Origin of the sequence: Luoshenia tenuis (assembly GCF_014384745.1) — a bacterium.
Taxonomy (GTDB): Bacteria; Bacillota; Clostridia; order Christensenellales.
Genome location: NZ_JACRSO010000001.1, coordinates 286285 through 312827 on the forward strand (window position 1 = coordinate 286285; position 26543 = coordinate 312827).

The 26543-nt window shown below is 58.3% G+C and carries 28 protein-coding genes and 1 pseudogene; 13 read left to right on the forward strand and 16 right to left on the reverse strand.

Annotated features, from left to right (window positions below; genetic code table 11):
* Nucleotides 1-2: 2 nt before the first annotated feature.
* The 3 genes from gloA2 to H8699_RS01375 all read right to left on the reverse strand — a co-directional run bounded on the left by gloA2 (nt 3) and on the right by H8699_RS01375 (nt 1820).
* Nucleotides 3-386 (reverse strand): SMU1112c/YaeR family gloxylase I-like metalloprotein, encoded by a 384-nt coding sequence (gene gloA2 / locus H8699_RS01365; RefSeq protein ID WP_249284141.1) that lies wholly within the window; start codon nt 384-386, stop codon nt 3-5.
* Between the two features lie 64 nt (nt 387-450).
* Nucleotides 451-1326, reverse strand: a complete 876-nt coding sequence (locus H8699_RS01370; protein WP_249284142.1) for a zinc ribbon domain-containing protein — start codon at nt 1324-1326, stop codon at nt 451-453.
* A gap of 14 nt (nt 1327-1340) precedes the next feature.
* Entirely contained in the window at nt 1341-1820 is a 480-nt protein-coding gene (locus tag H8699_RS01375; protein ID WP_249284143.1) for a zinc ribbon domain-containing protein, read from the reverse strand.
* 419 nt (nt 1821-2239) lie between these two features.
* On the opposite strand from H8699_RS01375, the gene aroF reads away from it, so the two are divergent.
* From aroF to H8699_RS01390, 3 genes are all read left to right on the forward strand, one after another.
* Nucleotides 2240-3262, forward strand: coding sequence for a 3-deoxy-7-phosphoheptulonate synthase (gene aroF, locus H8699_RS01380; protein ID WP_249284144.1), 1023 nt, complete (start codon nt 2240-2242; stop codon nt 3260-3262).
* A 123-nt stretch (nt 3263-3385) separates the two neighbouring features.
* Nucleotides 3386-4243, forward strand: coding sequence for an AraC family transcriptional regulator (locus tag H8699_RS01385; RefSeq protein ID WP_249284145.1), 858 nt, complete (start codon nt 3386-3388; stop codon nt 4241-4243).
* Between the two features lie 164 nt (nt 4244-4407).
* Nucleotides 4408-4962 carry a manganese efflux pump MntP gene (locus H8699_RS01390; protein WP_249284146.1) on the forward strand — a complete coding sequence of 185 codons (555 nt, stop codon included), beginning with the start codon at nt 4408-4410 and terminating at the stop codon, nt 4960-4962.
* A 6-nt stretch (nt 4963-4968) separates the two neighbouring features.
* Here H8699_RS01390 and H8699_RS01395 read toward each other — a convergent pair whose 3' ends face one another.
* On the reverse strand, nt 4969-5388 hold the full coding sequence (locus H8699_RS01395) for a DUF3887 domain-containing protein (protein ID WP_249284147.1): 420 nt from the start codon (nt 5386-5388) through the stop codon (nt 4969-4971).
* Nucleotides 5389-5442: 54 nt separating this feature from the next.
* Complete coding sequence (locus H8699_RS01400; RefSeq protein WP_249284714.1) at nt 5443-6465, reverse strand: LacI family DNA-binding transcriptional regulator; 1023 nt, start codon at nt 6463-6465, stop codon at nt 5443-5445.
* 166 nt (nt 6466-6631) lie between these two features.
* On the opposite strand from H8699_RS01400, the gene H8699_RS01405 reads away from it, so the two are divergent.
* Genes H8699_RS01405 through H8699_RS01415 form a run of 3 tightly spaced genes read left to right on the forward strand, consistent with a single transcriptional unit; the run spans nt 6632 to nt 9236 of the window.
* Entirely contained in the window at nt 6632-7981 is a 1350-nt protein-coding gene (locus tag H8699_RS01405) for an acyclic terpene utilization AtuA family protein (RefSeq protein ID WP_249284148.1), read from the forward strand.
* A 5-nt stretch (nt 7982-7986) separates the two neighbouring features.
* On the forward strand, nt 7987-8286 hold the full coding sequence (locus H8699_RS01410) for an AtuA-related protein (RefSeq protein ID WP_249284149.1): 300 nt from the start codon (nt 7987-7989) through the stop codon (nt 8284-8286).
* 2 nt (nt 8287-8288) lie between these two features.
* Nucleotides 8289-9236: a 3-hydroxyacyl-CoA dehydrogenase family protein gene (locus H8699_RS01415; protein ID WP_249284150.1), complete on the forward strand. Its 948-nt coding sequence runs from the start codon at nt 8289-8291 to the stop codon at nt 9234-9236.
* A 67-nt stretch (nt 9237-9303) separates the two neighbouring features.
* Here H8699_RS01415 and H8699_RS01420 read toward each other — a convergent pair whose 3' ends face one another.
* Genes H8699_RS01420 through H8699_RS01430 form a run of 3 tightly spaced genes read right to left on the reverse strand, consistent with a single transcriptional unit; the run spans nt 9304 to nt 11919 of the window.
* Nucleotides 9304-10191, reverse strand: a complete 888-nt coding sequence (locus H8699_RS01420; RefSeq protein WP_249284151.1) for a MetQ/NlpA family ABC transporter substrate-binding protein — start codon at nt 10189-10191, stop codon at nt 9304-9306.
* A gap of 56 nt (nt 10192-10247) precedes the next feature.
* Nucleotides 10248-10910, reverse strand: coding sequence for a methionine ABC transporter permease (locus H8699_RS01425; RefSeq protein ID WP_147518295.1), 663 nt, complete (start codon nt 10908-10910; stop codon nt 10248-10250).
* On the reverse strand, nt 10903-11919 hold the full coding sequence (locus H8699_RS01430) for a methionine ABC transporter ATP-binding protein (protein ID WP_138295372.1): 1017 nt from the start codon (nt 11917-11919) through the stop codon (nt 10903-10905). Before H8699_RS01430 ends, H8699_RS01425 begins: the two co-directional genes overlap by 8 nt.
* Nucleotides 11920-12491: 572 nt before the next feature.
* On the opposite strand from H8699_RS01430, the gene H8699_RS01435 reads away from it, so the two are divergent.
* Entirely contained in the window at nt 12492-13520 is a 1029-nt protein-coding gene (locus H8699_RS01435; protein ID WP_249284152.1) for a Gfo/Idh/MocA family protein, read from the forward strand.
* Nucleotides 13521-14359: 839 nt separating this feature from the next.
* Here H8699_RS01435 and H8699_RS01440 read toward each other — a convergent pair.
* From H8699_RS01440 to H8699_RS01455, 4 genes and pseudogenes are all read right to left on the reverse strand, one after another.
* Nucleotides 14360-14983 (reverse strand): flavodoxin family protein, encoded by a 624-nt coding sequence (locus H8699_RS01440; protein WP_249284153.1) that lies wholly within the window; start codon nt 14981-14983, stop codon nt 14360-14362.
* Between the two features lie 36 nt (nt 14984-15019).
* Nucleotides 15020-15580, reverse strand: a complete 561-nt coding sequence (locus tag H8699_RS12565; protein ID WP_283244129.1) for a GNAT family N-acetyltransferase — start codon at nt 15578-15580, stop codon at nt 15020-15022.
* A gap of 81 nt (nt 15581-15661) precedes the next feature.
* A pseudogene (locus H8699_RS12570) lies at nt 15662-15916 on the reverse strand (helix-hairpin-helix domain-containing protein); the annotation flags it as partial.
* A 23-nt stretch (nt 15917-15939) separates the two neighbouring features.
* Nucleotides 15940-16731: a nitroreductase family protein gene (locus H8699_RS01455; RefSeq protein WP_249284154.1), complete on the reverse strand. Its 792-nt coding sequence runs from the start codon at nt 16729-16731 to the stop codon at nt 15940-15942.
* Between the two features lie 199 nt (nt 16732-16930).
* Between H8699_RS01455 and H8699_RS01460 the strand changes: the two genes are divergently transcribed.
* From H8699_RS01460 to H8699_RS01485, 6 genes are all read left to right on the forward strand, one after another.
* Entirely contained in the window at nt 16931-17188 is a 258-nt protein-coding gene (locus tag H8699_RS01460) for a hypothetical protein (RefSeq protein WP_249284155.1), read from the forward strand.
* Nucleotides 17189-17360: 172 nt separating this feature from the next.
* Nucleotides 17361-18710: an MATE family efflux transporter gene (locus H8699_RS01465; protein ID WP_249284156.1), complete on the forward strand. Its 1350-nt coding sequence runs from the start codon at nt 17361-17363 to the stop codon at nt 18708-18710.
* Between the two features lie 65 nt (nt 18711-18775).
* On the forward strand, nt 18776-19594 hold the full coding sequence (locus H8699_RS01470; RefSeq protein ID WP_147518302.1) for a sugar phosphate isomerase/epimerase family protein: 819 nt from the start codon (nt 18776-18778) through the stop codon (nt 19592-19594).
* A 105-nt stretch (nt 19595-19699) separates the two neighbouring features.
* The gene (locus tag H8699_RS01475) at nt 19700-20599 is read left to right on the forward strand and encodes a serine hydrolase domain-containing protein (protein ID WP_249284157.1); all 900 of its coding nucleotides are present in this window, start codon (nt 19700-19702) and stop codon (nt 20597-20599) included.
* A gap of 18 nt (nt 20600-20617) precedes the next feature.
* Nucleotides 20618-20896 carry a DUF2007 domain-containing protein gene (locus H8699_RS01480; protein WP_249284158.1) on the forward strand — a complete coding sequence of 93 codons (279 nt, stop codon included), beginning with the start codon at nt 20618-20620 and terminating at the stop codon, nt 20894-20896.
* On the forward strand, nt 20893-21396 hold the full coding sequence (locus tag H8699_RS01485; protein ID WP_249284159.1) for a D-glycero-alpha-D-manno-heptose-1,7-bisphosphate 7-phosphatase: 504 nt from the start codon (nt 20893-20895) through the stop codon (nt 21394-21396). Before H8699_RS01480 ends, H8699_RS01485 begins: the two co-directional genes overlap by 4 nt.
* Nucleotides 21397-21459: 63 nt before the next feature.
* On the opposite strand, the gene H8699_RS01490 is transcribed toward H8699_RS01485, so the two are convergent.
* From H8699_RS01490 to H8699_RS01505, 4 genes are all read right to left on the reverse strand, one after another.
* Nucleotides 21460-22782, reverse strand: coding sequence for a polysaccharide deacetylase family protein (locus H8699_RS01490; protein WP_249284160.1), 1323 nt, complete (start codon nt 22780-22782; stop codon nt 21460-21462).
* Nucleotides 22783-23088: 306 nt separating this feature from the next.
* Nucleotides 23089-23985: a sugar phosphate nucleotidyltransferase gene (locus tag H8699_RS01495; RefSeq protein WP_249284161.1), complete on the reverse strand. Its 897-nt coding sequence runs from the start codon at nt 23983-23985 to the stop codon at nt 23089-23091.
* A complete protein-coding gene (locus tag H8699_RS01500; RefSeq protein WP_138295359.1) occupies nt 23986-25575 on the reverse strand; it encodes an ABC transporter permease subunit in 1590 nt (529 codons plus the stop codon).
* Nucleotides 25565-26344, reverse strand: a complete 780-nt coding sequence (locus H8699_RS01505) for an ABC transporter ATP-binding protein (protein ID WP_138295358.1) — start codon at nt 26342-26344, stop codon at nt 25565-25567. Before H8699_RS01505 ends, H8699_RS01500 begins: the two co-directional genes overlap by 11 nt.
* Nucleotides 26345-26543 lie beyond the last annotated feature (199 nt).

Below are 26543 nucleotides of genomic sequence, written 5' to 3' on the forward strand. Positions count from 1 at the left end.
GTTCAGGCCTCATGGATCTCCAGCGGCAAGCCATCCGGATCCATAAAAAAAGTAAACCGCCCGCCGCTGTATTCATCCTCGCGTACCGGCTCGCAGCAGATGCCTTTTGCTGATAATTCTTTCACCGTCTGCGCCACATCCCTTACGCAAAAACACAGGTGCCGCAAACCCCTGGCCTCCGGGTAAGTTGGCCGCGGCGGGGCTTTGGGAAAGGCGAACAGCTCAATGGCGCAGTTGCCTGCCCTCAGATCCAGCTTATAGCTATCCCGGCCTTTTTGATAGTGTTCGCCCAAAACTTCAAAGCCCAACAGGTCTACGTAAAAATGGCGCGAGGCCTGATAGTCCGACGCGATGATCGCGACATGATGCACGCCCTCAAACAACATCGTTTCCTCCTAAAAAAGAGCCGGCAGTTTTTGCCGGCTCTTACTCATGCAATAAAGCGCGATACTACTCGACCTTTGCGCCGCAGGAACCGCAGAACTTGGCCCCCGGCACCAGCGCGCTGCCGCAATGGATACAAAACGCGGGCTGTGCGTCCGGCTCGGGTTCGGGCTGCGGGACGGTTTCTGCCGCAGGCGCATCCACCGCCGGGGCGGGCTCTGCCGCAGGCGCAGCTGCCTCTTTCTCTGGCTGTACGGGCACTTCGGTCACGACTTCTTCGGCAGGGGGTACTGTTTCCTCCCCCAGTTGCGGGGCCGTATCCGGCACGGCCGCTTCGGCCGGCGCAACGCCTTCAGCCTGCGTCTGCTCTACAGGTGCCTCAGCTTCGCCAGCACCCTCGGGCCTATCCTGCACTTCTGTGGCCAGCGGCACATCCCCTTCTGCGGGCATGCCTGCGGGTGCGTTCCCCGCGGGCTGCGGGCGGCCATAATCAGGCTCGGCCATTACCGCACCTACAAAGAACGCCAGCGAGGCCGCAAAGGCCAACCAGGCCGCTACGTTAAAATAGCGAAAACCCATCACCAGCAGGATGGCGATCGTCACCGGTATGGCCACGGCGCTCAGGCTGCACATCAACTTATTATAGTTGCGCGTAAACAGGCACACGACCGGGTATGCCAGAAAGACCAGCACCAGAAAGCGGAACATGTTGCACACGCTGGCCATCGCCGCGCCGCTGTAATGATTGGCCCCTTTTCCAAAGGCGCCCAGAATATCCTCCAGATCCGCGCCGCTGTAGCTATAGCTGCCATAGCGGGAAAGCCCGCTGGACATATCGGAAAGGTTTATCGTGTACCATGGTATGAATGTGCAGATCAGCAGTACAATGCCTGCGATAAACATGATATTTTTACCCAGTGACCATTTGCTGTAGAGCGTCATCGCCTGTTTCCTCCTTATTCGGGCCGCACGCGGGTGCCGCACTGTACGCAAAAGGCGGAGTCTTCCATCAGCTGTGCGCCGCAGTTGGGGCATACGTCCGCCGCCTCGGCCTGCGCCTGTGCATCCTCGGGCTGGGGCACCTCGTTTTTATGCCCGCAGTTGGGGCAAAAAGCCACGTCGTCGCCGATCTCCTTACCGCACCCCGGGCAAAGGCGCACGCCTTTTATCTCCCTGATCTGCTCACGCGTCTGGGTGATGCGCTGCCGGGCGCTTTCCACCTGGCCAAACAGCTCTTCAAACGCCGGTTCCACCGGGCCATCGCAATGGCTTTCATAATAAGCCTTGCCGATCTTAAAATACAGCTCGTTGATCGTCTTTTCCTCCGCGCTGATCTGCGCGCTCAGCTTGGTCACATCCGTTAAGTCCTTCGCCTTTTGCGCCACTTCTTTACTCTTGCTGGAGATCGTCTCGCCCAACTTGTCAAAAAAAGCCATATTCCGCACTCCCTTATATTTGATGCCCGGGGTTGTCCCGGTCAATAAATCATCCTATTCTAAATATACTCAAATTAGGACAAAATGCAAGAATATCTGTGTAAACAAACCGTGAACGCCACTTTACGCCCATTCGGCCCGTGCCGGGCGGGAAATTTTACTTGACAAACCGCGCGCTGCAGGTCTACAATGCCACTAAACAGATGTGCCATTCCATTTGAAAAAGAGGTTTGTATTGATGAACAATGCCGTTTGGGCAACGAAATACGGATATTATTATTACCTGTTTACCGATTGGGGCAGGTCCGTTTTTGTTGTCTAAAGTGTAGCGCAGGCATAAGGATATTTCGATAAAGCGCAGCCTTTGATAACAAAGGCTGCTTTTTTAATTCTTATTTTACCTAAAGGAGCGGATGAACATGATCGTCATACTGAAAAAGGATGCACAAAAAGCCAAGATCGATTCTCTTTTGCATACCATCGACGCCTGGGGCCTGAAGGCTAATTACTCCAAAGGCGATGAAACCACCATCATCGGCCTGATCGGCGATACCTCCAAGGTGGATACCGATTCTCTTTTGGCCAACGAGATCGTTTCCGACGTGCGCCGCATCTCCGAGCCCTACAAGGCCGCCAACCGCCGCTTCCATCCTGAGGATACGGTGGTCGATGTGGGTGGCGTCAAGATCGGTCAGGGCTTTTTCAGCGTTATCGCCGGGCCCTGCTCTATTGAGAGCGAGGCGCAGCTGACCACCATCGCCAAAAGCGTCAAACAAAGCGGCGCGGCTTTCCTGCGCGGCGGCGCATTTAAGCCCCGCACCTCCCCCTACTCCTTTCAGGGCATGGAGAACGATGGGCTAAAGCTGCTGCTGGCCGCCAAAAAGATGACCGGGCTGCCCATCGTCACCGAGATCATGAGCGAGACCCAGATCGAAGATTTTGAGGATGTGGACGTCTTGCAGGTGGGCGCGCGCAATATGCAAAACTTCCGCCTGCTCAAAGAGCTGGGCAAGACCCGCAAACCCATCCTGCTCAAGCGCGGCCTCTCCAGCACCATTGAGGAATTTTTAATGAGCGCGGAATACATCATGGCCGGCGGCAACCCCAACGTGATCCTGTGCGAACGGGGCATCCGCACCTTTGAGACCATGGTGCGCAATACCCTGGACATCTCCGCCGTGCCGCTGCTCAAGCGCCAGAGCCACCTGCCGGTGGTGATCGACCCCAGCCACGCCGCCGGCATCGCCTGGATGGTCGAACCCTTAAGCCGCGCCGCCATCGCCGCCGGGGCGGACGGATTGATGATCGAGGTACACAATAACCCAAAAGAGGCGAAATGCGACGGCGCCCAGTCCCTCACGCCGGAGAGCTTTGACGCCCTGATGGGGCAGGTGGCCGCCCGGGCGGCATTTGAGGGCAAGGTCATGTCCCGCCATGGCTAAAGCCTGAGCTTGCGGCGCAAAACGCGCATATCCCGGCAGGGAAAGCAAGGCTTCCCGGTCCCGGCAGCGTTATCCTTAAATCAGGCGGCCATGCCGCACTAAAGTGACGGGAGGTGATGGCAGATGGAGTGGATAAAGCGGCTCAACGCATCGATCGATTATATCGAGCGTCATTTGGAAGGCAGGGTGGATTACCAGCAGGCGGCGCAGATTGCCTGCTGCTCCGTTTTCCACTATCAAAGAATGTTCTCCTACATCGCGGACATTCCTTTAGGCGAATATATCCGTCGCAGGCGCATGACGCTGGCCGCCTTTGCCCTGCAGCAGGAGCGGGGCGAAAAGGTGATCGACATCGCGCTGCGTTACGGGTACGATTCGCCCACCGCCTTTTCACGGGCGTTTAAGGCCGTACACGGCGTTTCACCCTCCCGGGCGCGGGAAAAGGGCGTGCGGCTTTCCGCCTATCCGCGCATCGCCTTTCACGTGACGATTAAAGGAGAGGTTCAAATGGAGTACAGGATCGTGGAAAAAGAAGCGTTCAGGATCGTGGGCGTAAAGCGGCATTATAACCTGGCCGTTGCGCAGGAGGCCGATACAGGCATCCCGGCTTTCTGGAGCGAGGCGGGCGGGGTTATCCCCAAGCTGTGCGAGTTGATGGATCGCTCGCCCGAGGGCATCCTTGGCGTATGCACCTGTATGGATGGCAGCGACTTTGACTATTATATCGCCACCGCTACCACTAAGGAGGCGCCCGAGGGTATGGCCCAATACGAAATACCCGCCTGCACCTGGGCGATTTTCCCCTGTGTGGGCCCTATGCCCGGGGCGATACAGCGCCTGCAAAAGCGCATCGCTTCCGAATGGCTGCCCACCTCCGGCTATACATATGCCGATGCGCCGGATATCGAATGCTATACAGATGGCGATATGTCCGCGCCGGATTACCGCTGCGAGGTCTGGCTGCCGGTAGTCAAAAAATAGGCTATGAAGCAAAACCTCCGCCCTTTTGGCGGAGGTTTTTTCTATTACTCACCGTAACCCCATTGCTTTGCCTGCGCGATGCGGCGCGCCGTCGGTACCCTTTGCGCGGGTAACAATTAAATGCCTCCTTTCATACCCTAATGAGGACGAAAGGGGGCCAAAAAGTGCATATCTTCTCCATCTTACTGGTTGGGATCGTGACGAATCTGGATAATCTGGTGCTGGGCGCGGCCTTCGGGCTCAAGCGCCGGCATATCCCAATAGGCGCCAACGCCATTATCGCCCTGCTCTCCGGGCTGGTCACCTGGGTATTCGGGCATCTCTCCTTCCTGCTGGCACAGCTGGGGCGCTGGCCCAACTACCTGGGCGGCGCCCTTTTGATCCTGCTGGGGCTATGGTCCATGCGGCCCGGGCCCCAAAAGCAGGAGGAACCCGAAAGCTGCACTTGCACGCCTCCCTCCCAGCGCATTGCCCCGGGCCAAGCCCTCATGCTGGGCGCGGCGCTGGCCGTCAATTGCCTGCCGGTGGCGCTGGGCGCCGGGCTTACCGGCATCGCCGCGCTGCCCACCGGCCTGTGCGTTGCCATCTTTAGCTTCCTCTCCGTGGGCGCGGGCAATTACCTGGGGTTACATACCGGCCTTCGCCTGCGGGAGGACCGTCTGAACCGTCTTTCCGGCTTGGGCATGGCCGCCTTAGGCATTCTGGAGATGTTCGTTTAGGCCGCATCAGGCCATGTACAGGCCGATCAGCTGCATATCCCGATCAAAGCTGACCGTAAAGCGGGCCTTGCCGCCTGCGTATTCAGCGATCATCACACAATAAGCGAATTCTTCGCCGGTCTGCTCCACCCGGTCGCCGGCCGTCAATCCCTGCCCAAACTGGGTAAAAGCCCCCAATTCCGCCAGGCGCGGGCCTACCGCCTCCTGCAGGGATTCGGCCGTCAGCCCCTGTGCCTCGGCATCCCGCCAGCGGTCGATCACACCCTGATAGTCTCCTGTATTGATCTGGGTGATGACCTCCTTGCAGGCCGATTGCACCGCAGCCTCTTCAAAACCCGCCGGCATGGGCGGCAAAGTACCACAGCCCACACAAAACAGCAGCGCTGCCAGCAGCGCGCACCATCCGATGGCTAAAAACTTACGCATCCCCATTCCTCCTGATTTCACACTTCGAATTTTATTATAAATATTCCAGCTTCATCAGCGCGCGGTTGCCGGTACCTGCGCCGTGCTCTGGCGGGGGATCAACCGCGCCTCCAGCGCAACGCCGCCCACATCCTCCTCCCGGTCCAGCAGCCGGCAGCAAAGGACTACACAGGCCCGCGCCATCTCCTCGATAGGCACCTGCACCACCGTCAGCGGCGGCGCGCTGGTCGCCGCATAGCCCTCTTCCCCATTGCCCACGGCGATAAGCGCCCGCTGCCGCGGCACGGCTACCCCTGCCTGACGAAAGGCGTGCAGCGCCCCCAGCGCCAGCGCGTCAGAAGCGCAGAAGACGGCCTGCGGCCCCTCCTGCCCTGTAAAGGCCTGGGCGGCCTTAACGCCATCGGCAATGGCGTGCCCTGCGCGGACCAGCCACCGCTGCTCCACCGCGATCCCCGCCTGGCGGCAGGCGGCAATAAACGCATCCTCCCGCAGCGCCATGCCCTGGAAGGCGGCGGGCGCGCCCAAGACCCCGGCCGTACGGTAGCCGCACGCCGCCAGATGCGCGGCGGCGAGTTGACCGATCTGCTCATCCTCTACATAGGCCGAGGGAAACCGCGCGCTTTTACGGTTATACAGGATCACCGGCCCGGGCGGCGGGTTTTCTTCAAGATAGCGCAGGTCCTCCTGCGCTGCGTTGGCGACCACCGCCGCATGGAAACGGCGGAAACTCTTTAGCGCCTGATCCTGGCTCAGGCGGCCATTCTCATAGGGATAGATCACCCATTCCATCGTTCTGCCGCAGGCGGCGAGCTGCTGGCGCACCCCTTCCAAAAAACGCGCCATCATCGGGGCGCGAAAATCGCTGGCCCAATACAGTGCGATCGTCACGCCGGGCGCATCCTCCCCGCCGCCGCGCAGCTTGCGCGCGGATACGTTGGGCTGGTAGCCCAGCGCGCGTACCGCCTCCCACACCCTTTGCTGGGTCGCCTGCGGGATCTTGCGCTGCTGGCTTTTGCCATTTAAAATGATCGACACCGTGCTGACGGATACCTTCGCGCGGGCCGCCACGTCCTTCATCGTCGCCAAAAGTCATGCCCTCCCTCAACTGCTAAGCCCACGATACACGCCGCCCGGGGGTTTTGTCAAGCGTCCCATCCGAATCGGCTTTACCCCCTTGACAGACCGTAAGTACAACGTTATACTTATGTTAGGTAAAACGTTATACTGAAAGGTGGAAGGAAGTATGAAGACGATCCGCATCGGCTCGGGCGCCGGTTACGGCGGAGACCGTATTGAGCCGGCCATCGACCTGATGAACCACGGGGCGCTTGACTACATCATTTTTGAATGCCTGGCCGAGCGCACCATCGCCCTGGCACAGCTGGAAAAGCTCTCCGCCCCCGAGAAAGGTTATAATCCCCTGTTTGAAGCGCGCATGGCGCGCATTTTAGCGGCATTGCAGCACCGGCGCACCAAGGTGATCACCAATATGGGCGCGGCCAACCCCCTGGCCGCTGCGGAAAAAGCGGTGGAAATGGCCCGCGCGCAAGGCCTTGCGCACCTGAAGATCGCCGCCGTTACCGGGGACGATCTGCTGCCCCAGCTGGAGCGCTATCTGGACGAGCCGGTGATAGAGACCGGGCGGCCGCTGCGCCAGCTGCAAGAGGATATCGTTTCCGCCAACGCCTACCTGGGCTGCGCCGGCATCGTCGAGGCGCTGCAGGGTGGCGCGGACATCGTCATCACCGGCCGTGTGGCAGACCCCGCGCTGGTATTGGGCCCCTTGGTATATGAATTTGGCTGGTCGATGCAGGATTATGACCGGCTGGGCAAAGGCACCATCGCCGGGCACCTGCTGGAATGTGCCGGGCAGGTCACCGGCGGCTATTTTTGCGACCCCGGCGTAAAGGATGTGCCGGAGCTATGGAACCTGGGCTTCCCCATCGCCCAGGTGGATGAAGAGGGGCATCTGATCATCACCAAGCTGCCGCAATCCGGCGGCCTGGTCAGCGAACAGACGGTCAAAGAACAGATCATCTACGAATTACAGGACCCCGCCCAGTATTTTACGCCCGATTGCACGGCGGATTTCCAATATGTCAGCGTAGCCCAGCAGGGCAAGGACCGCGTGGCCGTCTCCGGCGCTACCGGACAGGCTCCTAATGGCAAATACAAGGTCAGCGTGGGCTATCAGGACTGCTTTATCGGCGAGGGGCAGATCAGCTACGGCGGCTCTACCGCGCTGGCGCGCGCCCGGTTGGCTGGAGAAGTGGTCAAAAAACGCCTGAGCGCCATCGGATGCCGGTACGACGAATTGCGCATCGACCTGATGGGGGTGGATTCCCTCTATCGCGAGCAGGTCGCTACGCCCCTGATGGCCGGTATGCCCTGCGAGGTGCGCCTGCGCGTTGCCGCACGCTGCCGCAGCCAACAGGATGCCGCCCTGGTGGGCAACGAGGTGGAGACCCTTTACACCAACGGCCCTGCCGGCGGCGGCGGCGCGGTCAAGAGCCTGCGCAAGATCGTCTCGGTGGCTTCCATCCTGGTACCGAGGGAGGATGCGCCGCATTTTGTACATTATTGGGAGGTTTGATGAAGATGAAGCTTAGAGAACTGGCCCATTCCCGCACCGGCGACAAGGGCAATATCTCGGTGATCAGCCTGATCGCCTACCGTCCGGAGGATTACCCCCTGCTGGAGGAAAAGGTGACGCCGGAACGGGTGGCGGCTTACTTTTCCCAGATCGTCCACGGCAGGGTCACCCGCTACGCGCTGCCGAATTTGCACGCCTTCAACTTTGTGATGGAGGACGCGCTGGGCGGCGGGGTCACCCGCTCGTTGGCCGTGGATATGCACGGCAAGACCCTGGGCAGCGCGCTTTTGGAGATGGAGGTGTAACGATGGAGCTGCAAAAACTGCGTACCCTTGTCATCGCCGGTGCGGGACTGATGGGGGCCTCCATGGCCCAGCAATTCGCCGGGGCTGGTTATCCTGTCACGCTGTACGACATCTCCCAGCAGGCTCTGGAAAAGGGCCGCCGGCTCATTGCCCTAAACCAGAGCCAGGCCGTAGAGAGCGGGGCCTCCACCCCCGCCCAGGCCGAGGCGCTGCAGGGCCGCATCGCCTGCACTACAGATAAAGCATGCTTTGGCCGCTGCCAGTTGGTGGTGGAATCCATCGTCGAAGATATGGACGTCAAGCAGGCGTTCTGGCGGGAGGTCTCCGCCCTCACGCCGCCGGACTGCGTGCTTGCCACCAATACCAGCGGCCTTTCCATCACCGCTATCGCCACCGCCGTGCAAAACCCCGGGCGCTTTGCGGGGATGCACTGGTTCAACCCGGCGCATTTGATCCCCCTGGTAGAGGTGATCAGCGGCCAGGAGACCGCGCCGGAAACTGCGGAATTCATTTATGCCCTGGCGGAAAGCATCGGTAAAAAGCCGATCCGCGTGCAAAAGGACGCGCCCGGCTTTATCGCCAACCGCCTCCAGCTGGCCATTCTCCGGGAGGCGCTACATATCGCCGAGAGCGGCATCGGCAGTATCGAGGATGTGGACCGATGCATGAAGTACGGCCTTGGGCTGCGCTACGCCTGCCTGGGGCCCTTTGAGGTGTGCGACCTGGGCGGGCTGGATACCTTTTACCACATCGCCCAGTACCTCTTTGGGGATCTGAGCAATGCGAGCCAGCCTACCCCGCTGCTGGCGGACCTCTATCAGTCCGGGGCGTACGGGGTCAAAACCGGCCGTGGCTTTTACAATTATCCCGATGGTAAGGCCCAGGCCGCCGTAAAGGAGCGGGATCGCCTCTTTCTAAAGGCTAAGGGTATTTTAGACGGCGAAGACTGATGCCCCCCTGCAATGTAAAACGAAAGCCCATCCCGTTGTTCGGGATGGGCTTTTTACCGTTATGGTTTTAGAACAGGGGCAGCACGCCGCCGTCATAGGTCTCCTCGATATAGGTCTTGACCTTATCGCTCTGTAAGGCCTTGACCAGCGCCTGGATGGCCGGATCGTTCTCCTTGCCCTCTTTCACGGCTACGATGTTGCCATAAGTGGTGGCCGCCACGCTCTCGGCGTCCTCCTTCGCCAGGGCGTCCTTATTGACGCTTAAGCCCGCCTCAATGGCGTAGTTGCCGTTGATGACCGCGATATCCACATCCTGCAGGGAGCGGGGCAGCTGGGCGGCCTCGATCTCGATGATGTTCAGGTTCTTGGGGTTCTCCACAATGTCGTTTTTGGTGGCGTTGATGTTGGTGCTGTCCTTGAGCTTGATCAGGCCCTGGGCCTCCAGCAGCAACAGCGCGCGCGCCTCGTTGCTGGCGTCCGCCGGCACGGCTACCTGCGCGCCGTCTTTCAGCTCATCCAGGGATTTGGTCTTGCCCGCATAAATGCCGTAAGGCTCGTAATGGATGGCAGCGGCGGAGACCAGCTTGGTACCGCGCTCCTCATTAAAGTTATCCAGATAGGGCTTGTGCTGGAAGTAGTTGGCGTCCAATTCTCCGCTATCCAGCGCCAGGTTGGGCTGCACATAGTCCACAAACTCGGTGATCTTCAGGTCGTACCCTTCCTCTTTCAGCACCTCTTTGGCAACCTCTAAGATCTCGGCATGGGGGGCCGGGCTGGCGCCCACATTGATGACCTGCAGCTGCGTGGTATCTCCCTGCTGCTCGGCGCCGCCGGTACTGCTGGTAGAGGTGGCTGCATCCCCACCAGAGGGTGCGGCGGCCTCCGGCGCGGCGCAGCCGGCAAAGGCGAAGATCAGGGGCAGCGCTAAAAGCGCAGCAAGTACTTTCTTTTTCATGGGTCCTCTCTCCTTTTGTTATGTCAAAAATATTTTATACAATCTTGTTTATTCCGTCAGTTCAGGCGCTTATCGTGCCGGCGGCTGAGCCGCGTGCCGACCTCCTGGAATATCTGCACGATGATGACCATGATCGCCACCGTCACCAGCATGATATCCACCTCGTAGCGGTGATAGCCGTAGCGGATGGCGATATCGCCCAGGCCGCCGCCGCCCACGAACCCGCTCATGGCCGTATAGCCCAGGATGGTGGTGACCGCGATGGCGCTGCCTACCAGCAGCGAGGGCTTGGCCTCGGGCAGCATCACCTTCCATACGATCTGGAAGGGCGAGGCGCCCATGGACTGTGCCGCCTCGATCACGCCCGCATCCACCTCTTTAATGGAGGATTCCACCAGACGCGCGATATACGGGGCCGAGGCAATGACCAGCGGCACCACCGTGGCCGTGGGGCCCAGCGTAGTACCCAGGATAAAGCGGGTGACCGGCATCACCGCAATCAGCAGGATGATAAAGGGAACCGAGCGCAACAGGTTGACCACCACGCCCAGCACGCTGTTGACTACCGGCTTGGGTTTAATGCCGCCCTTATCCGTCACCACCAGGATAAGCCCCAGGGGAAGGCCGATAATGTAGGCCAGAAGGGAAGAAAACAGCGTCATATACAGCGTTTCTACGATGCCCCAGCCGATCATTTGCATCACTTGCGGTTCAAACATGGGCTTCGACCTCCTCGTACGGAATCTGGTGCGTCTTAAGATACCCTAGGACTCGCTGGGCCGCCAGCTCGTCCTCAGGCAGCTGGATCACCATCTGCCCCACAGCCTGCCCCTCGATATCCCGGGTGTCGGCGTACAGAATGTTGACCGGGGCCCGGCACTCCAGCACCAGGTTGGCGATGACCGGCTCAAAGGATGAGCGCCCGTCAAACACGATGCGGTAGACCTGCCGCTTGCTAAAGGGCACCTGCGCCGAGGGCTGGGAGAACACCAGCTGTTTGGCAATGCCGCTTTTGGGGTTTGCGAACACCTCGGATACGTGGCCCACCTCGGCGATATTGCTCTGGTCGATGATCGCCACCCGCTGGCATATTTCCTCGATCACCTTCATCTCATGGGTGATGACGATGATGGTGATGCCCAGGGTCTGGTTGATTTCTTTGAGCAGCGCCAGGATGGACCGGGTAGTGGTAGGATCCAGGGCGCTGGTAGCCTCGTCGCACAGCAGCACTTTCGGGTTGGTGGCCAGCGCCCGCGCAATGGCTACGCGCTGCTTTTGCCCGCCGGAAAGCTGAGAAGGATAGGCGCCCGCCCGCTCTTCCAGCCCGACGATCTTGAGCAGCTCCATGCCCCGCTGCCGCGCTTTGGCCTTATCTACGCCCGCGATCTCCAGCGGAAAGCATACGTTGCCCAGCGCCGTGCGCTGCATCAGCAGGTTGAACTGCTGAAAGATCATCCCCATGGAGCGGCGGGCCTGCCGCAGGGCCTTAGGGTCCAGCGTGCCCAAGTCCATCCCGTCAAAGATCACCCTGCCGCCGGTAGGCACCTCCAAAAAGTTGATGCAGCGCACCAGGGTGGACTTGCCAGCGCCGGACAGGCCGATGATCCCAAAGATCTCGCCCGCGCCGATCTCTAAGCTGATGTCATCCAGCGCCCGGACGGTACCGCTCTTGCCCTCAAACACCTTTTGCAGGTGCTCGATGGTGATGATCGGTTTTAAATCACTCATACTCCCTCGTCCCTTTTCTAAAGAATTTGTAGACGCCTTACCCCCGCCTCCTGCCTGTAAATATAAAAACAGCAGGGCCATCATCTGCCCTGCTGTTTCAAGACACGCTAAAACGGAGATCGCTTAACCCCGGCGCAGCGTTGAACCTTTACACAAGGAGGATGACAGGCGGAAATAAGGCATTAGCATTCGCATAGCCATAGTCCCCGCGGTGTGCATCATCTTGCGATCCGTATTCACGCGCATCAGGCTCTCCCTTTCCAAAAACCAAAACGGCTTTTTCTTAGGTAAGATGATACGACGCTAGAGCGGGGTTTGTCAAGAACTTTTTTCACAGCGTCCCCCATCGATGGGGGGCATACGCTCTTATTATAGTGGCCTGCAGTACAATCCGCAAGGCAAAATCGCCCCAATATGCCACAATCCGCCATAATCTCTCCGGCAAAGGTTTAAAGGCCCGCATCGGCGCCATTTTGGGGCGCATACGTTGTATTGCAGGCGGGTTTATGGTACGTTGTGGATAAAAGATAGAAATTTTGGCTAAAGCCAAAACCGAAGGGAGGACCAAACAAATGAACACCCAACTGAAGATCGCCATCGTCGGCGCAGGCACCTGGGGCGAGAACCACGCTGCGATCTACAAGGCGCACCCCTTTTGTCAGGTCGTCGCCATCTGCGACCGGGACGAGGCCAAAGCGCAGGCCGTGGCGCAAAGGGCGGGCATCCCCCGGGTCTACCGGGATTACGAGGAAATGTTCCGCCAATCGGGCTGCGACGCGGTCGCCGTGGTCACGCCGGACTTTGCCCACGCGGATGTAGCCATCAGCGCGGCCCGGCAGGGCAAGCACCTGCTTATCGAAAAGCCGCTGGCCACCACCCGGGAGGACGTCTTTCGGATGCTGGACGCCTTCCAAAAGCACCATGTGCGGGTGATGGTGGATTTCCACAACCGCTTCAGCCCGCCCTTTAACGCGGCGCATGCAGCCATCGCCCGCGGCGAGCTGGGCGAGGTGTACAGCGCCTACATGCGCTTAAACGATACCAAATGGGTCGCCACCGACCTTTTGCCCTGGGCGGCGCGCTCCTCCATCCTCTGGTTTTTGGGCAGCCATAGCTTAGATACGCTGCGCTGGATCATGGGTGATGAGGTCTCTCGGGTATATTCGGTCAGCCGGGAGGGCGTGCTAAAAGGCATGGGCGTGGATACGGTGGACGAATACCTCACCACCATCGAGTTTGCCGGCGGCGGCATCGCACAGATGGAAAACGGCTGGATCACCCCGAACGCCAACCCCTGCGTCAACGATATCAAGTTTAACGTTTTGGGCACCAAGGGCATGATTAGCCTAGACGCCAGCCACCATAACCTCATCCAGCAATATACGGATGAAAAGGTCAGCGTGCCGGATATCCTGGTACAGCATACCGTATTTGACCAGCCTAAGGGCTTTGCCTTTGAGAGCATCCGCAGCTTTGTAGATTGCATGCTCTCGGGCGAGCCGTTCCACGTCTCTCTGCAGGATGCGGCCCATACGACCCTGGCGCTGCTGGCCATTATGGAATCGGCTAAGACGCGCATGCCGGTGGAGGTACGCTATTAAGGGGGTACTTTACCGTTCGATTCATTGTCATTGGGGCGGGAGGGCAGCTTGGAACAGGGGCTATGCGCCTGGCGGGAGAAGACGCAAGGGACGCATGTAGTAAAGAGCGGTTAGGTGGGACGAAGTCCCCCGGAACGTAGAATCTCGTGTATGAGCAGGAAAGCGGCGTGTGACCTGCGACTGTGCGGTGCAGATACGGCCGGCAGGGTGTAAAGAGATTCCTCGCCTGCGGCCTCGGAATGGCAGAATTGGAAATGATAGCCTGCGTGGGAAAGTATTGGTTTTTGTTCAGTAGAGAACCAAGGCTTAATGCGAAACAGGGAGAAAAGTTAAAGAACGAATTTTATTCGTTAAGGAGGAAGGGGGATTCCGATTTCCCCCTTATCCCCCTTAACAATCCCTTAACCCCTTGAAACGGCCACTCCGTGGTGGGGACGGAGGTTTTACAAGCCCTCCGATGCTAATGAACCAATTAATTCTCCAACCGTTTCGCTTGTGCTCTGCCATTCGGATCAACCCCCACTTGCCTCCCTCTGATGAGGGAGGTGGCGCACCCAAAGGGTGCGCCGGAGGGAGAGAATACCTTGAACAAAAACCAATACTTTAATACTCGCTCTGTCATTCAGAGCGCAGCTAAAGCTGCGCGAAGAATCTCTGCATATGCCGTTGGATGTACCAGAGCGGCTGCTGCAGGGTGATGTGGCGCGGGCTAAGCCCAGCGGTTACAAAGAGATTCCTCGCTCGCGCTTCGGAATGACAGTTTCGAATGTTGTTAATGAATTAAAGATATATAAAAAACGGCGCGGACAGATATAACTGTCCGCGCCGTTTTTTTGTTCTCAGCGGATAAAATTCGTCCACGCGCGGGGTTCTCCCTCCGGGTAGGGGATACCCGCGGCCTTCCCGACCTCGATACAACGCAGCAACCAGGCCATATTGCGGCCCAGCGTGCGCATGATCTGCATGCCTTCCAGATCCTGGCGCACCTCGTCTGGCGTATTGCCGTGCACCATGTTCCAGTACTGGGAGGACACCAGCGGCATCTGCGAAATGGTAAAATACTTGTTGAGCTGATCCAGCGTCGCGGTAGAGCCCGCCCGCCGGCAGGTAGCCACCGCTGCCCCGGGCTTATGGGCAAAACCCGCCCCACCGGCGTAAAACAGCCGGTCCATAAACGCGGTGATCGCGCCCGCGGCGGAGGCGTAGTGCACCGGCGCCCCTACGATCAACCCGTCGATCTCGCCCTGGCGGTCCAGTATGGCGTTGACCCCATCGTCACGGTGTACGCATCGGTCGGTCTGCTCGCAGCCGCCGCAATCCGTACAGCCCCAGATGGCCTTGGCACCGATGTGAAAGATCTCCGTCTCAATGCCGGCCTTTTCGATCTCCCCGGCAACCTCGCTAAGCGCGGTAAAGGTGCAGCCGTTCTTTCGCGGGCTGCCGTTGATCAGCAATACTTTCATCCTTTTCTCCCCCTGTTACTTATTTCATATTTTTGTTTAGATCACATGTGCCGCCAGATCCGCGTATTCCGCCGGGGGCAGCACGGTTTGCAGCACTTCCAGGGCGGCCTCAAAATCCCGGCAGGCTTTGGGCGAAAAATCCGGTTGGCGTACCACCTCAAAGCCCAGCTTGCGGTAAAGGCGTATCGCCCCGTGGCTCCAGGTCTGCGTATGCAGGTAAACCGGCGCTTCCCCCGCCTGGGCAAAGGCGTAAAGCGCGCGCGCTACCAGCGCCCGGGCGATCCCCTTGCCCTGGTACTCCGGCCGCACGGCCACCCAGTGCAGCGTCGCGCGGGTGTTTTCCCCATCGTCCCAGGCGTTGCAGGTGCCCGCATAGCGGCCCTGCGCATCCAGGGCAAAAAACAGTCGCTGGGCCAGTTTCTCGCTTCTCGGCGCATAGTGCTCCATAAAATATGCTTCTGCTGCCTTGGCGGTATCAAATTCCCCTACGGAGGATTCGATCTGCGCCCAGTGCACTTCGTCCCCAGGGGCGTAGGTCTTAAAGCGGAACCCCTCGGGCGGCAGGTCTGCCCCGCACAAGGGCGCATCCGCCCGCATGATCAGTTCCTTATAAGGCAGCCCCTTATCCAGCGTGCGCACCCGCACCGGCTGCCCGCTCTCCACCGGCGGGTAGGGCTTATCCTTCCAGTACCACCACTTCAGCTTTTCCGGCTCGGGCCGCTCGGTATCCGCGTAATAAACCGCCGCACGGTATACATAGAGCTGGCAGCGGTCGATCATAAAGCCCCTGCGCGCGCAATCCTGCAGATAAATCATCTCCGGATCCTGCCCGCGCAGGGATTCCACCGTGGTATACCCCAGCGCCTGCAGATCCTCCTGCGTCTTTATCCCTACGCCGGGAATAGCCCTAAAGCCTTTATCCGTCTTTTTCAACCGGTTTCCCCCTCATCCGCTCGCTATTTCCAAAGCACATCCGCCGCGCGCCGGGGCGCGGTACGCTTGTAGGATACCGCCGGGTAGCCCACCAGCATGACGGCGGCCAACTGCTTATCGCCCAGGCCCAGCCATTCCTGCGCCGCGGGATTGTGGTTGATCGCCCGCAGCACGAATCCATCAAACAATACGCCCAGCCCTTGGGCTACCGCCATCATCTCGATATTGGCGCTGGCCAGCCCTCCGTCCAGCGGCGCATCCGAAGCTACGGCGATCACGCAGGGAGCGTTAAAAAACAGCCGGTCCCGCGTGGGGTCTTTGCGGTAAATTTCCTCATATCCTTCAAAGCCCTTAGCGCGCTCCGGGTCCTCCGCCTTGAGGGCGCAAACATGGTTGTGCCAGCCCTCCCAGGCCAGAGGCTTAAACTGCTCCAGCTTCTCCTGCACCACGATAAAGCGCACCGCCTGGTGGTTGACCGCCGTCTCGGTATAGCGGCCGGCCTGGATCAGGCGCTCCAGCTTTTCCCGCTCGATGGGCTTATCCTGAAAGCGGCGCACGCTGCGGCGGAATTTGATGGCGTGCAGCACCTTATCCGCCTCCAGATGGAAGCTCTCCGGGTCATAGCTTTCTATATCCGCCATCTCATACTCGGGTATGGAGACCGCCTGCTCCGGGCAGATGGCCACGCAGTGCCCGCACTGCATGCAGCCCTGCACCACGCGGGCCTTGCCCTGCGCCACGGTCAGGTTATGAAATACACAATCGGCCACGCACTGGCCACACCCCACACATTTTTGTTCGTCAATCACAATCATATTACAAGAACCTCCGTCTTTCCCCTTTAGTCCCCCTTATTATATCAGATGCGCGCCGCGCTTGAAAGCATTATGCAAATGGCCCCCGATTCTGATATACTTAGATTTAGTCCTGATCCGCTTTGGCGCAGCTCGCGCCCGCTTAAATCCTTTTGGCATCAGCTTAATTTAAAAGTTTTATGGAAAGGAGCAAACCGGTATGCAACCTAAAACCATTTTAAGGGGCAGGCGCATCTGCCTTGCGGTACTGGCGCTATTGTTATTGGCCATGGCGGGCCTTGCCCTCTACCTTGTATGCTCCACCCTGAACGATCCTTCCACCAGCTTTCCCTGGTATACGGGCGTTGTGGTATCCGCGTGCTGCTTTGCGCTGCCCATCGCCGCCGTGGCGCTGGCTTACGGGATCTTCTGCGCCAAAGCTAAGAAGCTGGGGCTTGACAGGTCTGGGGACGATTGATAAAATAAACCCGTCCTCCCCTTAAGGGCGAGGGGCACAACTATATAACAGCGTAGCCTTGGACCGCCGCCGGGTGGCCAGGGCTGATAACGCCGGTTCGTTCATGCCGTTAGGTCATCGGGCATGGGCGGCCGGTTATTTTTGTTTACGCTGTTTTTTAAGGAGGGCGACGATGCACACACAACACAACACACTTTTGTCCACCGCGGCCCGCTATATCTCGCTGAACGTGATGGGGATGCTGGGGTTATCCTGCTATATCCTGGCGGATACCTATTTCATCTCCGCCGCACTGGGGGCGCCAGGCCTTACTGCGCTGAACCTGGTGCTGCCGCTCTATGGCCTGCTCAACGGTCTGGCCCTGATGTTGGGGATGGGCGGCGCCACGCGCTTTGCCATCGCCCAAGGGCGCGCGCAGCCCGATCATGCCCGGGCCGCCTTTACCCATACGCTGATCCTTGCCCTGATCGTGGGCGGGCTGGCCACGCTGGTCGCCCCATTATCGGGCGTCATCCTCCCGCTATTGGGGGCAGATGCGGGTATCGCACCGCTGGGGATAGCCTATCTGGGCGCGCTCTTCCCCTTTTCCTGCGCCTTTATGCTCAACAACGTGCTGGTCTGCTTTATGCGCAATGCCGGGCACCCCCGCCTGGCCATGGCGGCGATGTTAGTGGGCAGCCTGAGCAATATCCTGCTGGACTATCTGTTTCTCTTTCCTCTGGGTTGGGGGATGGCCGGCGCCGCTGCCGCTACGGGGCTTGCACCCTGCCTGGGGATCCTGACCCTGGCGCCGGTCTGCTTGGGCCAAAAAAGCCCCCTGCGCCTTTGCCGGCCGCATCTGACGGCGCGAAAGATCAAGCACCTGCTCTCCCCCGGGCTTCCCTCCCTGGTCAACGAGGCGTCCGTAGCACTGGTGATGGCGCTCTTTAACAGCATCCTTCTGGGGCTGGCGGGCAATCTCGGCGTGGCGGCCTACGGTATCGTCGCCAACCTGGCCTTAGTCGCTACCGCTATGCTTACCGGCGTGGCACAGGGCATCCAGCCGCTGATCTCGCGCGCCTACGGCGCGAGGGACTGCGCCGCTATCTTGCAGGCGCGCCGCATCGCCATGGTTACCGCGCTGATCTTTGGCGCGCTGTTTACGGCGCTGGCACAGGTCTTCCCCGCCCAGCTTACCGGCCTGTTCAACGCCGGGCAGGATGCCGCGTTGGGCAACCTGGCCACGCAGGGGATGCGCCTTTATTTTACCGCCTATCCCTTTATGGGCTTTAACGTGATCCTGGCGGCCTATTGGGCCTCTACGGGCAGGGGAACGCGGGCCTTTTGGTTCTCCCTAGGGCGCAGCTTTATACTGGTCGCCGCCCTGTCCCTGCTGCTCTCCGTCCTTTGGGGCATGCCCGGGGTGTGGTTGACCGTACCCTGCGCCGAGGCGCTGTTCGCGCTGGCCGGTCTATTTTATATGAAGAGCAGAAAACCTTCTAAACCTGGCACATTCCCACCGCCTTTACAGAACCGCCAATAGCTGCTATAATTTGTTTGTTAACATATCTTTCAAACTAATCAACCCAAACAACTGGAGGGAATATCATGGAAAAAATGAAAGCTGGCGTTACCGGTTTCATGCCCAAGGACGTGGACTATCTGGAGCAGCTCCAGAAGTATGCCAAATTGGGGTACTCCTATTACGAGAATGCGCGCTATGCGTTTACCCAGCCCGATCCCAAAGCGGTGATCGACCGGGTGCACGATATGGGGCTGAAGTATCTGGCCCTGGGTACCACGGTGCATAAGGGCGCCTATCCGGATGTTAAAGAGCTGGTTCGCCAGGCCCGCATTGCCGATGTGCATATGGTCGGCATGTACCACAGCGGCGCGACCTTCTGGCGCTTTGCCGACCGGCCCGACCTGCCGGAATACGACGAGGCCATGCTGGAGATCGAAAATATGGAGAAGCTGGCCGTGGAGCTGGGCAAAGAAGGGATCGATTTCTTCTTCCATAATCACGATCAGGAATTCCGCACCACCTACAATGGCGTGCCGCTGTTCTGGATGATCGCCGCCAAGGCTGAGCATGTGAAATTTGAGGTAGACCTGGGCTGGGTGCACTATGCCGGTTGGGATCCGGCCCAGCTGATCCGCCAGCTGGGCGACCGGGTGGTCATCCTGCACGTTAAGGACTATACCCGCGGCGAAAATTGCGAGAACAAGCCCACCGGCAAGGTCATCGTCCCCCGTTACACCACCCCGGGCACCGGGCTGGTGGACTTGGAAGCCTGCTTCCACGCGGGCGTGGATGCCGGGGTTAAATACGCGGTGATCGAGCAGGATATGCTCTACCACCTGTCCACGGAGGAGAGCGTGCGCACCGCTTACGCCATCATGAAGGAGACCGGTTACGTAGAATAACGCCAGAGATTCTTTTGTGTTTTAAGGCGGTGGGCCCAATGGCCCGCCGCCTTTGTGTTATAATAGTGGTGTAAAAAAACGATCTGCAAAGGGGGAAATACCGATATGTTGGAAGAATTTGTCGCGCAGGTAGCCGCGCAGGGGCTGACCCTGCACGGCGCCGCCGTGATGCAGCACGGAGAAAAGCTGGAAGAATACCGCTGGGCGCCAGACGTGCCCTATGAGCTGCACTCGCTGAGCAAGAGCTTTACCGCCATGGCCATCGGTTTATTGGTGGAAGCGGGCAAGCTGCGCCTGGATGACGCGGCCATCTCTTTTTTCCCGCGGGAGAAGCTGCCGGAGGTGATTTCGCCCCGCCTGCAGGCTTTGACGGTACGCCACCTGTTGACCATGGCGCCCGGCCACAGCACCTCGCTGATGCTCTCACCCCAGCGCAGGGCGCTTACCACCAGCGATTGGGTGCGGTATTATTTCTCCGTCGCACAGGATCTGGAACCGGGCGAGCGCTTTGTATACGATAGCGGCTGCACCTATATTCTCTCCGCCATCATCCAAAATGTTACCGGGCAGAAAACCCGGGATTATCTCATCCCCCGCCTGTTTGAGCCCATGGGCATGGGCGCCCCGCGCTGGGACGAGTGCCCCTTGGGGATAACCGCCGGCGGCTGGGGACTATGGCTGCGCACGGATGAGGTACTGCGCTTTGGCCAGCTTCTGCTGCAAAAGGGCGTTTGGGAGGGCCAGCGCCTGATTCCCGAGGACTGGATCGCACAAGCCACCTCCCGCCAGATCGATACGGCATCCTTTAGTGGGGGCGCGGATAACCACGTGGGCTACGGCTACCAGTTTTGGATGAATACCGTAGGCGGCTACCGGGCGGACGGCGCCTTTGCCCAATACAGCATCGTGTTGCCCGAAAAGGACGCCGTTATCGCCATCAACGCGCATAATGAAAACCAACCCGTGCTGGATGCCGTCTGGCAGACCATTTTGCCCCAGTTATAGGAAAAGGAGCGCTCAAAAGTGAACGCTTTTAATCGTGCCGAACTATATTTTACCCGCTCTATGCCCGAACAGGCGCGCATCACCGGTATCCTGGCCCAAAACGGGATCGAGTACCAGGTGATCTGCCGCAGCCGCGACGCCGCCGCCTTTATGCCGGAAGGGCCCGGTCCCGGCGGGCAGCGCAGCGCCTGCGGACAGGATTTGGCGCATTACTACCAGTACCGGGTTTATGTGCGCCGAAAAGACCTGGCGCGTGCGCGTTTTCTCACGGGCCTGGCAGCAGGAGGTTCTCGATGAAGGCCGCCTTTCTGGATCGTGACGGAACCATTATCCGGGATTATCCGGATGCTCTTTGGGCCTCCGTCTCCTATCCTGAGTTTCTGCCCGGTGCGATCGATGCGCTGAAACTGTTGCGGCGCAAAGGTTATCATATAATCGTGGTGACCAATCAGTATCTCATCGGCGAAGGGCTGCTTTCTTTCGAACAGTACAGCGCATTTTCCCGGCGTTTTGAGCAGGCGCTGCGCCTGCAGGGGCTTGCGGTACCGGACATCTTCTACTGCCCCCACGCGCGCGGCGCGGGCTGTGCCTGCTGCAAACCGGCGCCCGGCCTGATCCACCAGGCCCTGCAGATGTACCCGCAGATCGCGCTTTCCGCCTCCATCGTCGTGGGAGACTCCACCGGGGACGAGGGACTGGCCGCCGCCTTTTCGTTGGACTTTTACGGCATCGGCTTCACCCCTTCTCGCGGACGCCCGGTTGCCTCGCTGTGGGAGGCGGCGCAGCTCGCACCCTGAAAAGCGCAATATAAAAGGCCTTCCGAAGCTTCGGAAGGCCTTTTTCATGTCATAACCTATTTGTTACTTTACGCCGATGCCCTTACCCGGCTCAGAGCCGCGTGCGGATTGATTAAACACTTTATTGACGTCCATCATCGCCCAAACCTGTGCGCGGGTCGTAGGCTGGCCGTTATCCTTTTTACCGTTGGGGCCCTCTTTCAGGCAGCTGCGCATGGTCATCCCATCGATATTCTTCCGGTCGTCAAAGGTATAGCCCTTCTCATACACCTTTTGATAGGTGTTCAAGCCTACGCCTGAAAAATAATCGAACCCGAACTCCAAAAAAGCATTATACGCATCGCTGCCCTGTTTGGGATACTCGCCATAGGGGAACAGGTAGATATGGGTTTTCCCAATGAGGGATTCCACCTCATCCTTCCACTTCTGGCAATCTTCCCGCACCTTAGCTGCATCCCATTTAGACATATGCGCGTGGGCGTAGCTGTGGGAGGCAAACTGGAACCCGTCGTTCTTCAGGCACTCGATCACCGGTTTGACCGCCTCAATCTCGCTCTCCCGGTTTTCGGATTCGCGGTTGGTGCGGTAGCCCAATATCCCGTCGTACCCGGTCAGACCTACGATGGCTTTGGAACCATCAAAGGAAAAGTCCGGATGCTCCTCTAAAAACTGATTAATGATAGAGAATACCTCGTTGCCCTGGGTCACCACTTCCTGGCCGGTCTTGGGGTCCACGCTCATCTCGGCGATGTGGCCGTCCTCCCCCACCACCATTTTCCAGTTGCAGCCGTTTTCGCGCATATACTGGTAATAGTTCATATCGTCTGTGGAGATAATGACCGGCTTTTTACCCTCCGGCAGCTGGAACTTCAGCCGTCCGTAGGTCATATTCCCATTTTCATCGGTCTTTTCGCCATACATCTTATCCACGTTCATCAGCACATAGTCGTTGGCATACAGCTCTTCCAGCATGGTTCGGAACTCATCCACCGTCGTCATATAATCGTCCATGCCCTTGGATTGGGCGTCCCCATCAAAGGCCAGCTCGGGGTAGACCACCAGCGGGTGGACGAACACGTGCTCGATGGGGCCCGTATAATCCACCAGGTTCGTGGGCGCAGGGGTAGGCGCGGGCGTGGCCTCAGGCGTAGGGGCCGCCTTCGAGGGTACCGGCGTCTCTTCCGGCTGCTGGTCCAGCACAGCTGCAGCGCTTTGCACCGCGTCGCCATTGGCGGCTACGGCTCCGCTGATATTGCGGATAGCGGCCGCCAGGCTGACCGTCGCTGCCGATCCTAAAACGATCACGGCGATCAAAAAGGGTAAAAAGCGCTTTTTATTGACTCTGCGCTTTTTTCTCGTGCGGTAATGCTGATTATACGGATTCATCTCTTCACCTCTAACACTGTTTACCACTAGGGCGGCGTCCGCCCCTCGCGCCCGGCGTTCTGTCTTGGGCCGAATCTATTTTGTCGGATTTTGTCCTAATAACCATTTTATTATAGCCCTTTATACAAACCGCTGTCAATCTCAGGTTCCTCCGCACCATTATATGTGTACAAAAGGCCATTCATCCGCGGGTTTTGTCCGAAAAGGGCTAATTTTCTTTTATTATAAAGCGGACATGTAAACAAAAAGCCTCCAATTCATAAAAGATTGGAGGCTAAATATCGACTTTACGGCCTGCCCAGGGGATTATGCCTCGCCATAGGTAGGATCCAGCCGCTTCAGTTCCCGATAGGTATCGATCTCGCACAGATCCTCAAAAGTGCACTCCCTTACGCTGATATTATACTCTTTCGCGTAATACTCGAGAGCCACCTGATCCCAATAGCGCTCTTTTCCGCCGGGCATTTCATATACCTTTTTAATGTGTTCAGCCAACCGCGCTCCGTCGTACTCCGTCCAGTAGGAGATGCCAAACATATGGTGGCAATTCACCCCGCCGATGCTCAGCTCCTTAATCACCCCGCCAGAGGTCGTAAAGCACCAGTCATCGGTTTTTTCCACCGGCACGGCCAGGTAGTTAGAGCTATACTGGTATTTGCAGATCAGCTTGGGGTTATAAAGCAGCAGGTCCGCCTCGCAGACATATGCGCCGCCGATATGGTAGCGCGCGCACATGGCCGAGGAAATATTATTGGCCTCGTTATAAGCCGGATTTTCGATAAACTTGATATTGGGGTACTTGTACAATAGCTGGTCGAACTGCTCGGCCAAGTATCCGCGCACCACATAGATCTCCTCAATCTCCGCCGCTACGGCAGCGTCCAATAACGTGTCGATGATCCGCACGCCGTTGACCCGCACCAAGGGCTTGGGGGTATTCAGGGTGATGGGCACCAGCCGCGAGCCAAAGCCCGCCGCGATAAATACCGCCCGCTTGACGCGGTAGGGTTCCAGCGCCTTGATGCCCGCCTCGGTAATGCCCCGCTTTTCCACATAGCCCATCTTCCCCAGTTCCGTCACGGTCTTATTTACCGTACCCAGGGACTTATTTACCCGGCTCACCAACTCGCGCTGGGTCAAGCTCGCGCCTTTTTCCTGCTCCAGGCAGGCTAAAATATCAAACTGATTTTTTGTTAAGCTCATTTATGCCACAACCTCTTTACTGATTTTACGCTTATAAAGGGCGATACCGCCCTTGAGCAGCACGTTGATCGTCAGGATCAAAATCGAAACAAACGCGGCGCACTCCAGCATCATCTGTGCCTCAAACATGGTGATCATCAGCGATACCGGCTGAGTAGCCTGTACCGAGAGGAAGGATACCGCCGAAATGGTCATCATGGAGTTGACAAAGAAATAGGAGAACATCTCCGCTATGGTGGATTTGGACTGGGGCACCAATACGTTGAGAATGATGCGCATCCGGCTGATCCCCAGGGTCTGCCCCACCGCCTCCAGGTTGCCGTTGAGCTTGCCGAAGGTATTGTACATCATCAGGTACGGCGAGGCGAAAAAGTGCATCAGGTTGACCAGGATCAAAATGGCCAGCGTACCATAGATCATCGTTCCCTTAAAGAACAACACATAGGAAAGGCCCAGCACCAGGCCCGGAATGGCCAGGGTGATCACGCTCATCAGGTGCAGCACCCGGCTCTGGGGAGAGTGGGTGCGCGCTGTAAGATAGCTTGTGGCATAGGCCACTACAACGCCGACGACCGATACGCCGATGGCGATCAGGATCGAGTTGATCAAAAACTGGCCCGCGTTCATATCCATGGCCCGGGCGATGTTATTCATTGTCACCGACATATCGATGGGATACTTCTTCACAAAGGTGAGCAGCGCAAACGATACGATGGGCAGCACCACGCAAACCGATACCACCGCGCAAAGCAGGTAAGCCACGCCATCGCGCAGCCGGTTTTTGGCAATGGTAAAGGGCCGTACCACAAAACCGCTGTTCCCCTTATCTTGATTGATCAGGTCCAGCACAAAGGCGATGAAAGCCGGCACCAGCAATACCAGGCCGATCACGCTGCCCTTGCCAAAGTCTAGCAGGCCGATCACGTCCTGATACATCATCACCGGTAAGGTAGTAAACTGGCCGCCCACCATCAGCGGCACGCCATAGTCGGTAATGATCAGCGTGAAGACCGCAAAGATCACCGAGATCATGGGCCGACGCAGATACGGCAGGGTAATGGCCGTAAACTGGCGCACTTTAGAGATGCCCAATACATTGGCTGCCTCGTAGGGCGTGCTGTCCTCATAGCGGAAGATATCCGCCACCATCAAAAACGCCACCGGGAAGGAATACATGACCGACCCTACGACCACGCCCCAGAACCCATAGATCGATCCGCCCAGGCCCAGCAGGTTGGTCAGCACCCCGTTGGCGCCGAACAGCACGATCAGCCCCATTCCGTGCGAGATGGAGGGGATGAGCATCGGCAGCACGAACAAAAAGCTCCATACGCCCTTGAGGCGCACCCCGGTACGGGCAATGCACCAGGCCAGCGCTGTGGCCAGCCCCACCGAGATCACCGTGGAGGTCAGCGTTACGCTCAGGGAATTGAGCAGCGCCGTATTAAAATTGTCCGATGTCAGAATCGCGCCGATATCCGTGCCCGCCATGGAAAAGAACATGCGGATCAGCGGAAAGAGCACAGCCACCGCAAAAAAGACGATCAGCAGCAGCTTAACGCCGGACATCGCCTTGCTTTTACTTTTCATTTTGCACCCTCGCATATTGGATGAGCGAATCAATTTTGAGCTGGATGTTATGCAGCACAAAGCGCTCTACATACTCGTTGGCCGGATGATCGACGATGCCCGCGGGGGTATCCAGCTGCTGGATCGTGCCCTCGCGCATGACCATGATGCGGTCGCTCATGGCAAAGGCCTCTTCCTGGTCATGGGTAATGTAGATCATGGTAGAACCAAATTGCTTCTGGATGCTCTTAAGCTCCTGGCGCAGCGAAAGGCGGGTATCCACATCCAGCGCGCTCATGGGCTCGTCAAACAAAATGATATCGGGATTGAGCGCCAGCGTGCGGGCGATGGCCACGCGCTGCTGCTGCCCGCCCGAGAGCTTGCCCGGGCGCTTATCCATATGCTCGCTCAGGCCTACCTGCTCGATCAGGCGCAGCGCCGTTTCCCGCGCGGTAGCCTTGCGCTCCGGGTTAATGCGCAGGGCGTATTCCACATTGCCCAGCACCGTCATATTCTCGAAAAGCGCATAGTTTTGGAAGACGATGCCCATCCCCCGCTTGGCCGGGCTGAGGTTCGTAATATCCTGTCCGTCTTTTAATATGCGTCCTTTGCTCGCCTTTTCAAGGCCGATCAGGATGCGCAGAATCGTGGTCTTCCCGCAGCCGGATGGGCCGAGGATCGACAGAAACTCGCCGTCGACCACGTTAAAATTGATGCCTTTTAGCACCTCGTTTGTCCCAAAGGCCTTTTCCAGCCCTTCGATAATCAGTTTGTCCTTCGCCATTTGCATTACTCCTATAGCGCCGCCCGTTAATGACCCAGTATCCGCGGGCAGCTTTTTTCTGCAAGATATGATGAGCATGCAAGCCCTATTGCCTGCTGTTTTTCCCATTGACCCATACTGTTACAATGCAGGATTATAGCACATAAAATGAACATATACAAGCGGCGTTTCCTTCCATTTACCCGCGTTTTAACATTATTTTTAC

Bases quoted from the DNA above. Each gene is read 5' to 3' on its own strand.
- gloA2 (WP_249284141.1), bottom strand. From the start codon at position 386: ATGTTGTTTGAGGGCGTGCATCATGTCGCGATCATCGCGTCGGACTAT.
- H8699_RS01370 (WP_249284142.1), bottom strand. From the start codon at position 1,326: ATGACGCTCTACAGCAAATGGTCACTGGGTAAAAATATCATGTTTATC.
- H8699_RS01375 (WP_249284143.1), bottom strand. From the start codon at position 1,820: ATGGCTTTTTTTGACAAGTTGGGCGAGACGATCTCCAGCAAGAGTAAA.
- aroF (WP_249284144.1), top strand. From the start codon at position 2,240: ATGATCGTCATACTGAAAAAGGATGCACAAAAAGCCAAGATCGATTCT.
- H8699_RS01385 (WP_249284145.1), top strand. From the start codon at position 3,386: ATGGAGTGGATAAAGCGGCTCAACGCATCGATCGATTATATCGAGCGT.
- H8699_RS01395 (WP_249284147.1), bottom strand. From the start codon at position 5,388: ATGCGTAAGTTTTTAGCCATCGGATGGTGCGCGCTGCTGGCAGCGCTG.
- H8699_RS01400 (WP_249284714.1), bottom strand. From the start codon at position 6,465: ATGAAGGACGTGGCGGCCCGCGCGAAGGTATCCGTCAGCACGGTGTCG.
- H8699_RS01405 (WP_249284148.1), top strand. From the start codon at position 6,632: ATGAAGACGATCCGCATCGGCTCGGGCGCCGGTTACGGCGGAGACCGT.
- H8699_RS01410 (WP_249284149.1), top strand. From the start codon at position 7,987: ATGAAGCTTAGAGAACTGGCCCATTCCCGCACCGGCGACAAGGGCAAT.
- H8699_RS01415 (WP_249284150.1), top strand. From the start codon at position 8,289: ATGGAGCTGCAAAAACTGCGTACCCTTGTCATCGCCGGTGCGGGACTG.
- H8699_RS01420 (WP_249284151.1), bottom strand. From the start codon at position 10,191: ATGAAAAAGAAAGTACTTGCTGCGCTTTTAGCGCTGCCCCTGATCTTC.
- H8699_RS01425 (WP_147518295.1), bottom strand. From the start codon at position 10,910: ATGTTTGAACCGCAAGTGATGCAAATGATCGGCTGGGGCATCGTAGAA.
- H8699_RS01430 (WP_138295372.1), bottom strand. From the start codon at position 11,919: ATGAGTGATTTAAAACCGATCATCACCATCGAGCACCTGCAAAAGGTG.
- H8699_RS01435 (WP_249284152.1), top strand. From the start codon at position 12,492: ATGAACACCCAACTGAAGATCGCCATCGTCGGCGCAGGCACCTGGGGC.
- H8699_RS01440 (WP_249284153.1), bottom strand. From the start codon at position 14,983: ATGAAAGTATTGCTGATCAACGGCAGCCCGCGAAAGAACGGCTGCACC.
- H8699_RS12565 (WP_283244129.1), bottom strand. From the start codon at position 15,580: ATGCGGGCGGATGCGCCCTTGTGCGGGGCAGACCTGCCGCCCGAGGGG.
- H8699_RS01455 (WP_249284154.1), bottom strand. From the start codon at position 16,731: ATGATTGTGATTGACGAACAAAAATGTGTGGGGTGTGGCCAGTGCGTG.
- H8699_RS01460 (WP_249284155.1), top strand. From the start codon at position 16,931: ATGCAACCTAAAACCATTTTAAGGGGCAGGCGCATCTGCCTTGCGGTA.
- H8699_RS01465 (WP_249284156.1), top strand. From the start codon at position 17,361: ATGCACACACAACACAACACACTTTTGTCCACCGCGGCCCGCTATATC.
- H8699_RS01470 (WP_147518302.1), top strand. From the start codon at position 18,776: ATGGAAAAAATGAAAGCTGGCGTTACCGGTTTCATGCCCAAGGACGTG.
- H8699_RS01475 (WP_249284157.1), top strand. From the start codon at position 19,700: ATGTTGGAAGAATTTGTCGCGCAGGTAGCCGCGCAGGGGCTGACCCTG.
- H8699_RS01485 (WP_249284159.1), top strand. From the start codon at position 20,893: ATGAAGGCCGCCTTTCTGGATCGTGACGGAACCATTATCCGGGATTAT.
- H8699_RS01490 (WP_249284160.1), bottom strand. From the start codon at position 22,782: ATGAATCCGTATAATCAGCATTACCGCACGAGAAAAAAGCGCAGAGTC.
- H8699_RS01495 (WP_249284161.1), bottom strand. From the start codon at position 23,985: ATGAGCTTAACAAAAAATCAGTTTGATATTTTAGCCTGCCTGGAGCAG.
- H8699_RS01500 (WP_138295359.1), bottom strand. From the start codon at position 25,575: ATGAAAAGTAAAAGCAAGGCGATGTCCGGCGTTAAGCTGCTGCTGATC.
- H8699_RS01505 (WP_138295358.1), bottom strand. From the start codon at position 26,344: ATGCAAATGGCGAAGGACAAACTGATTATCGAAGGGCTGGAAAAGGCC.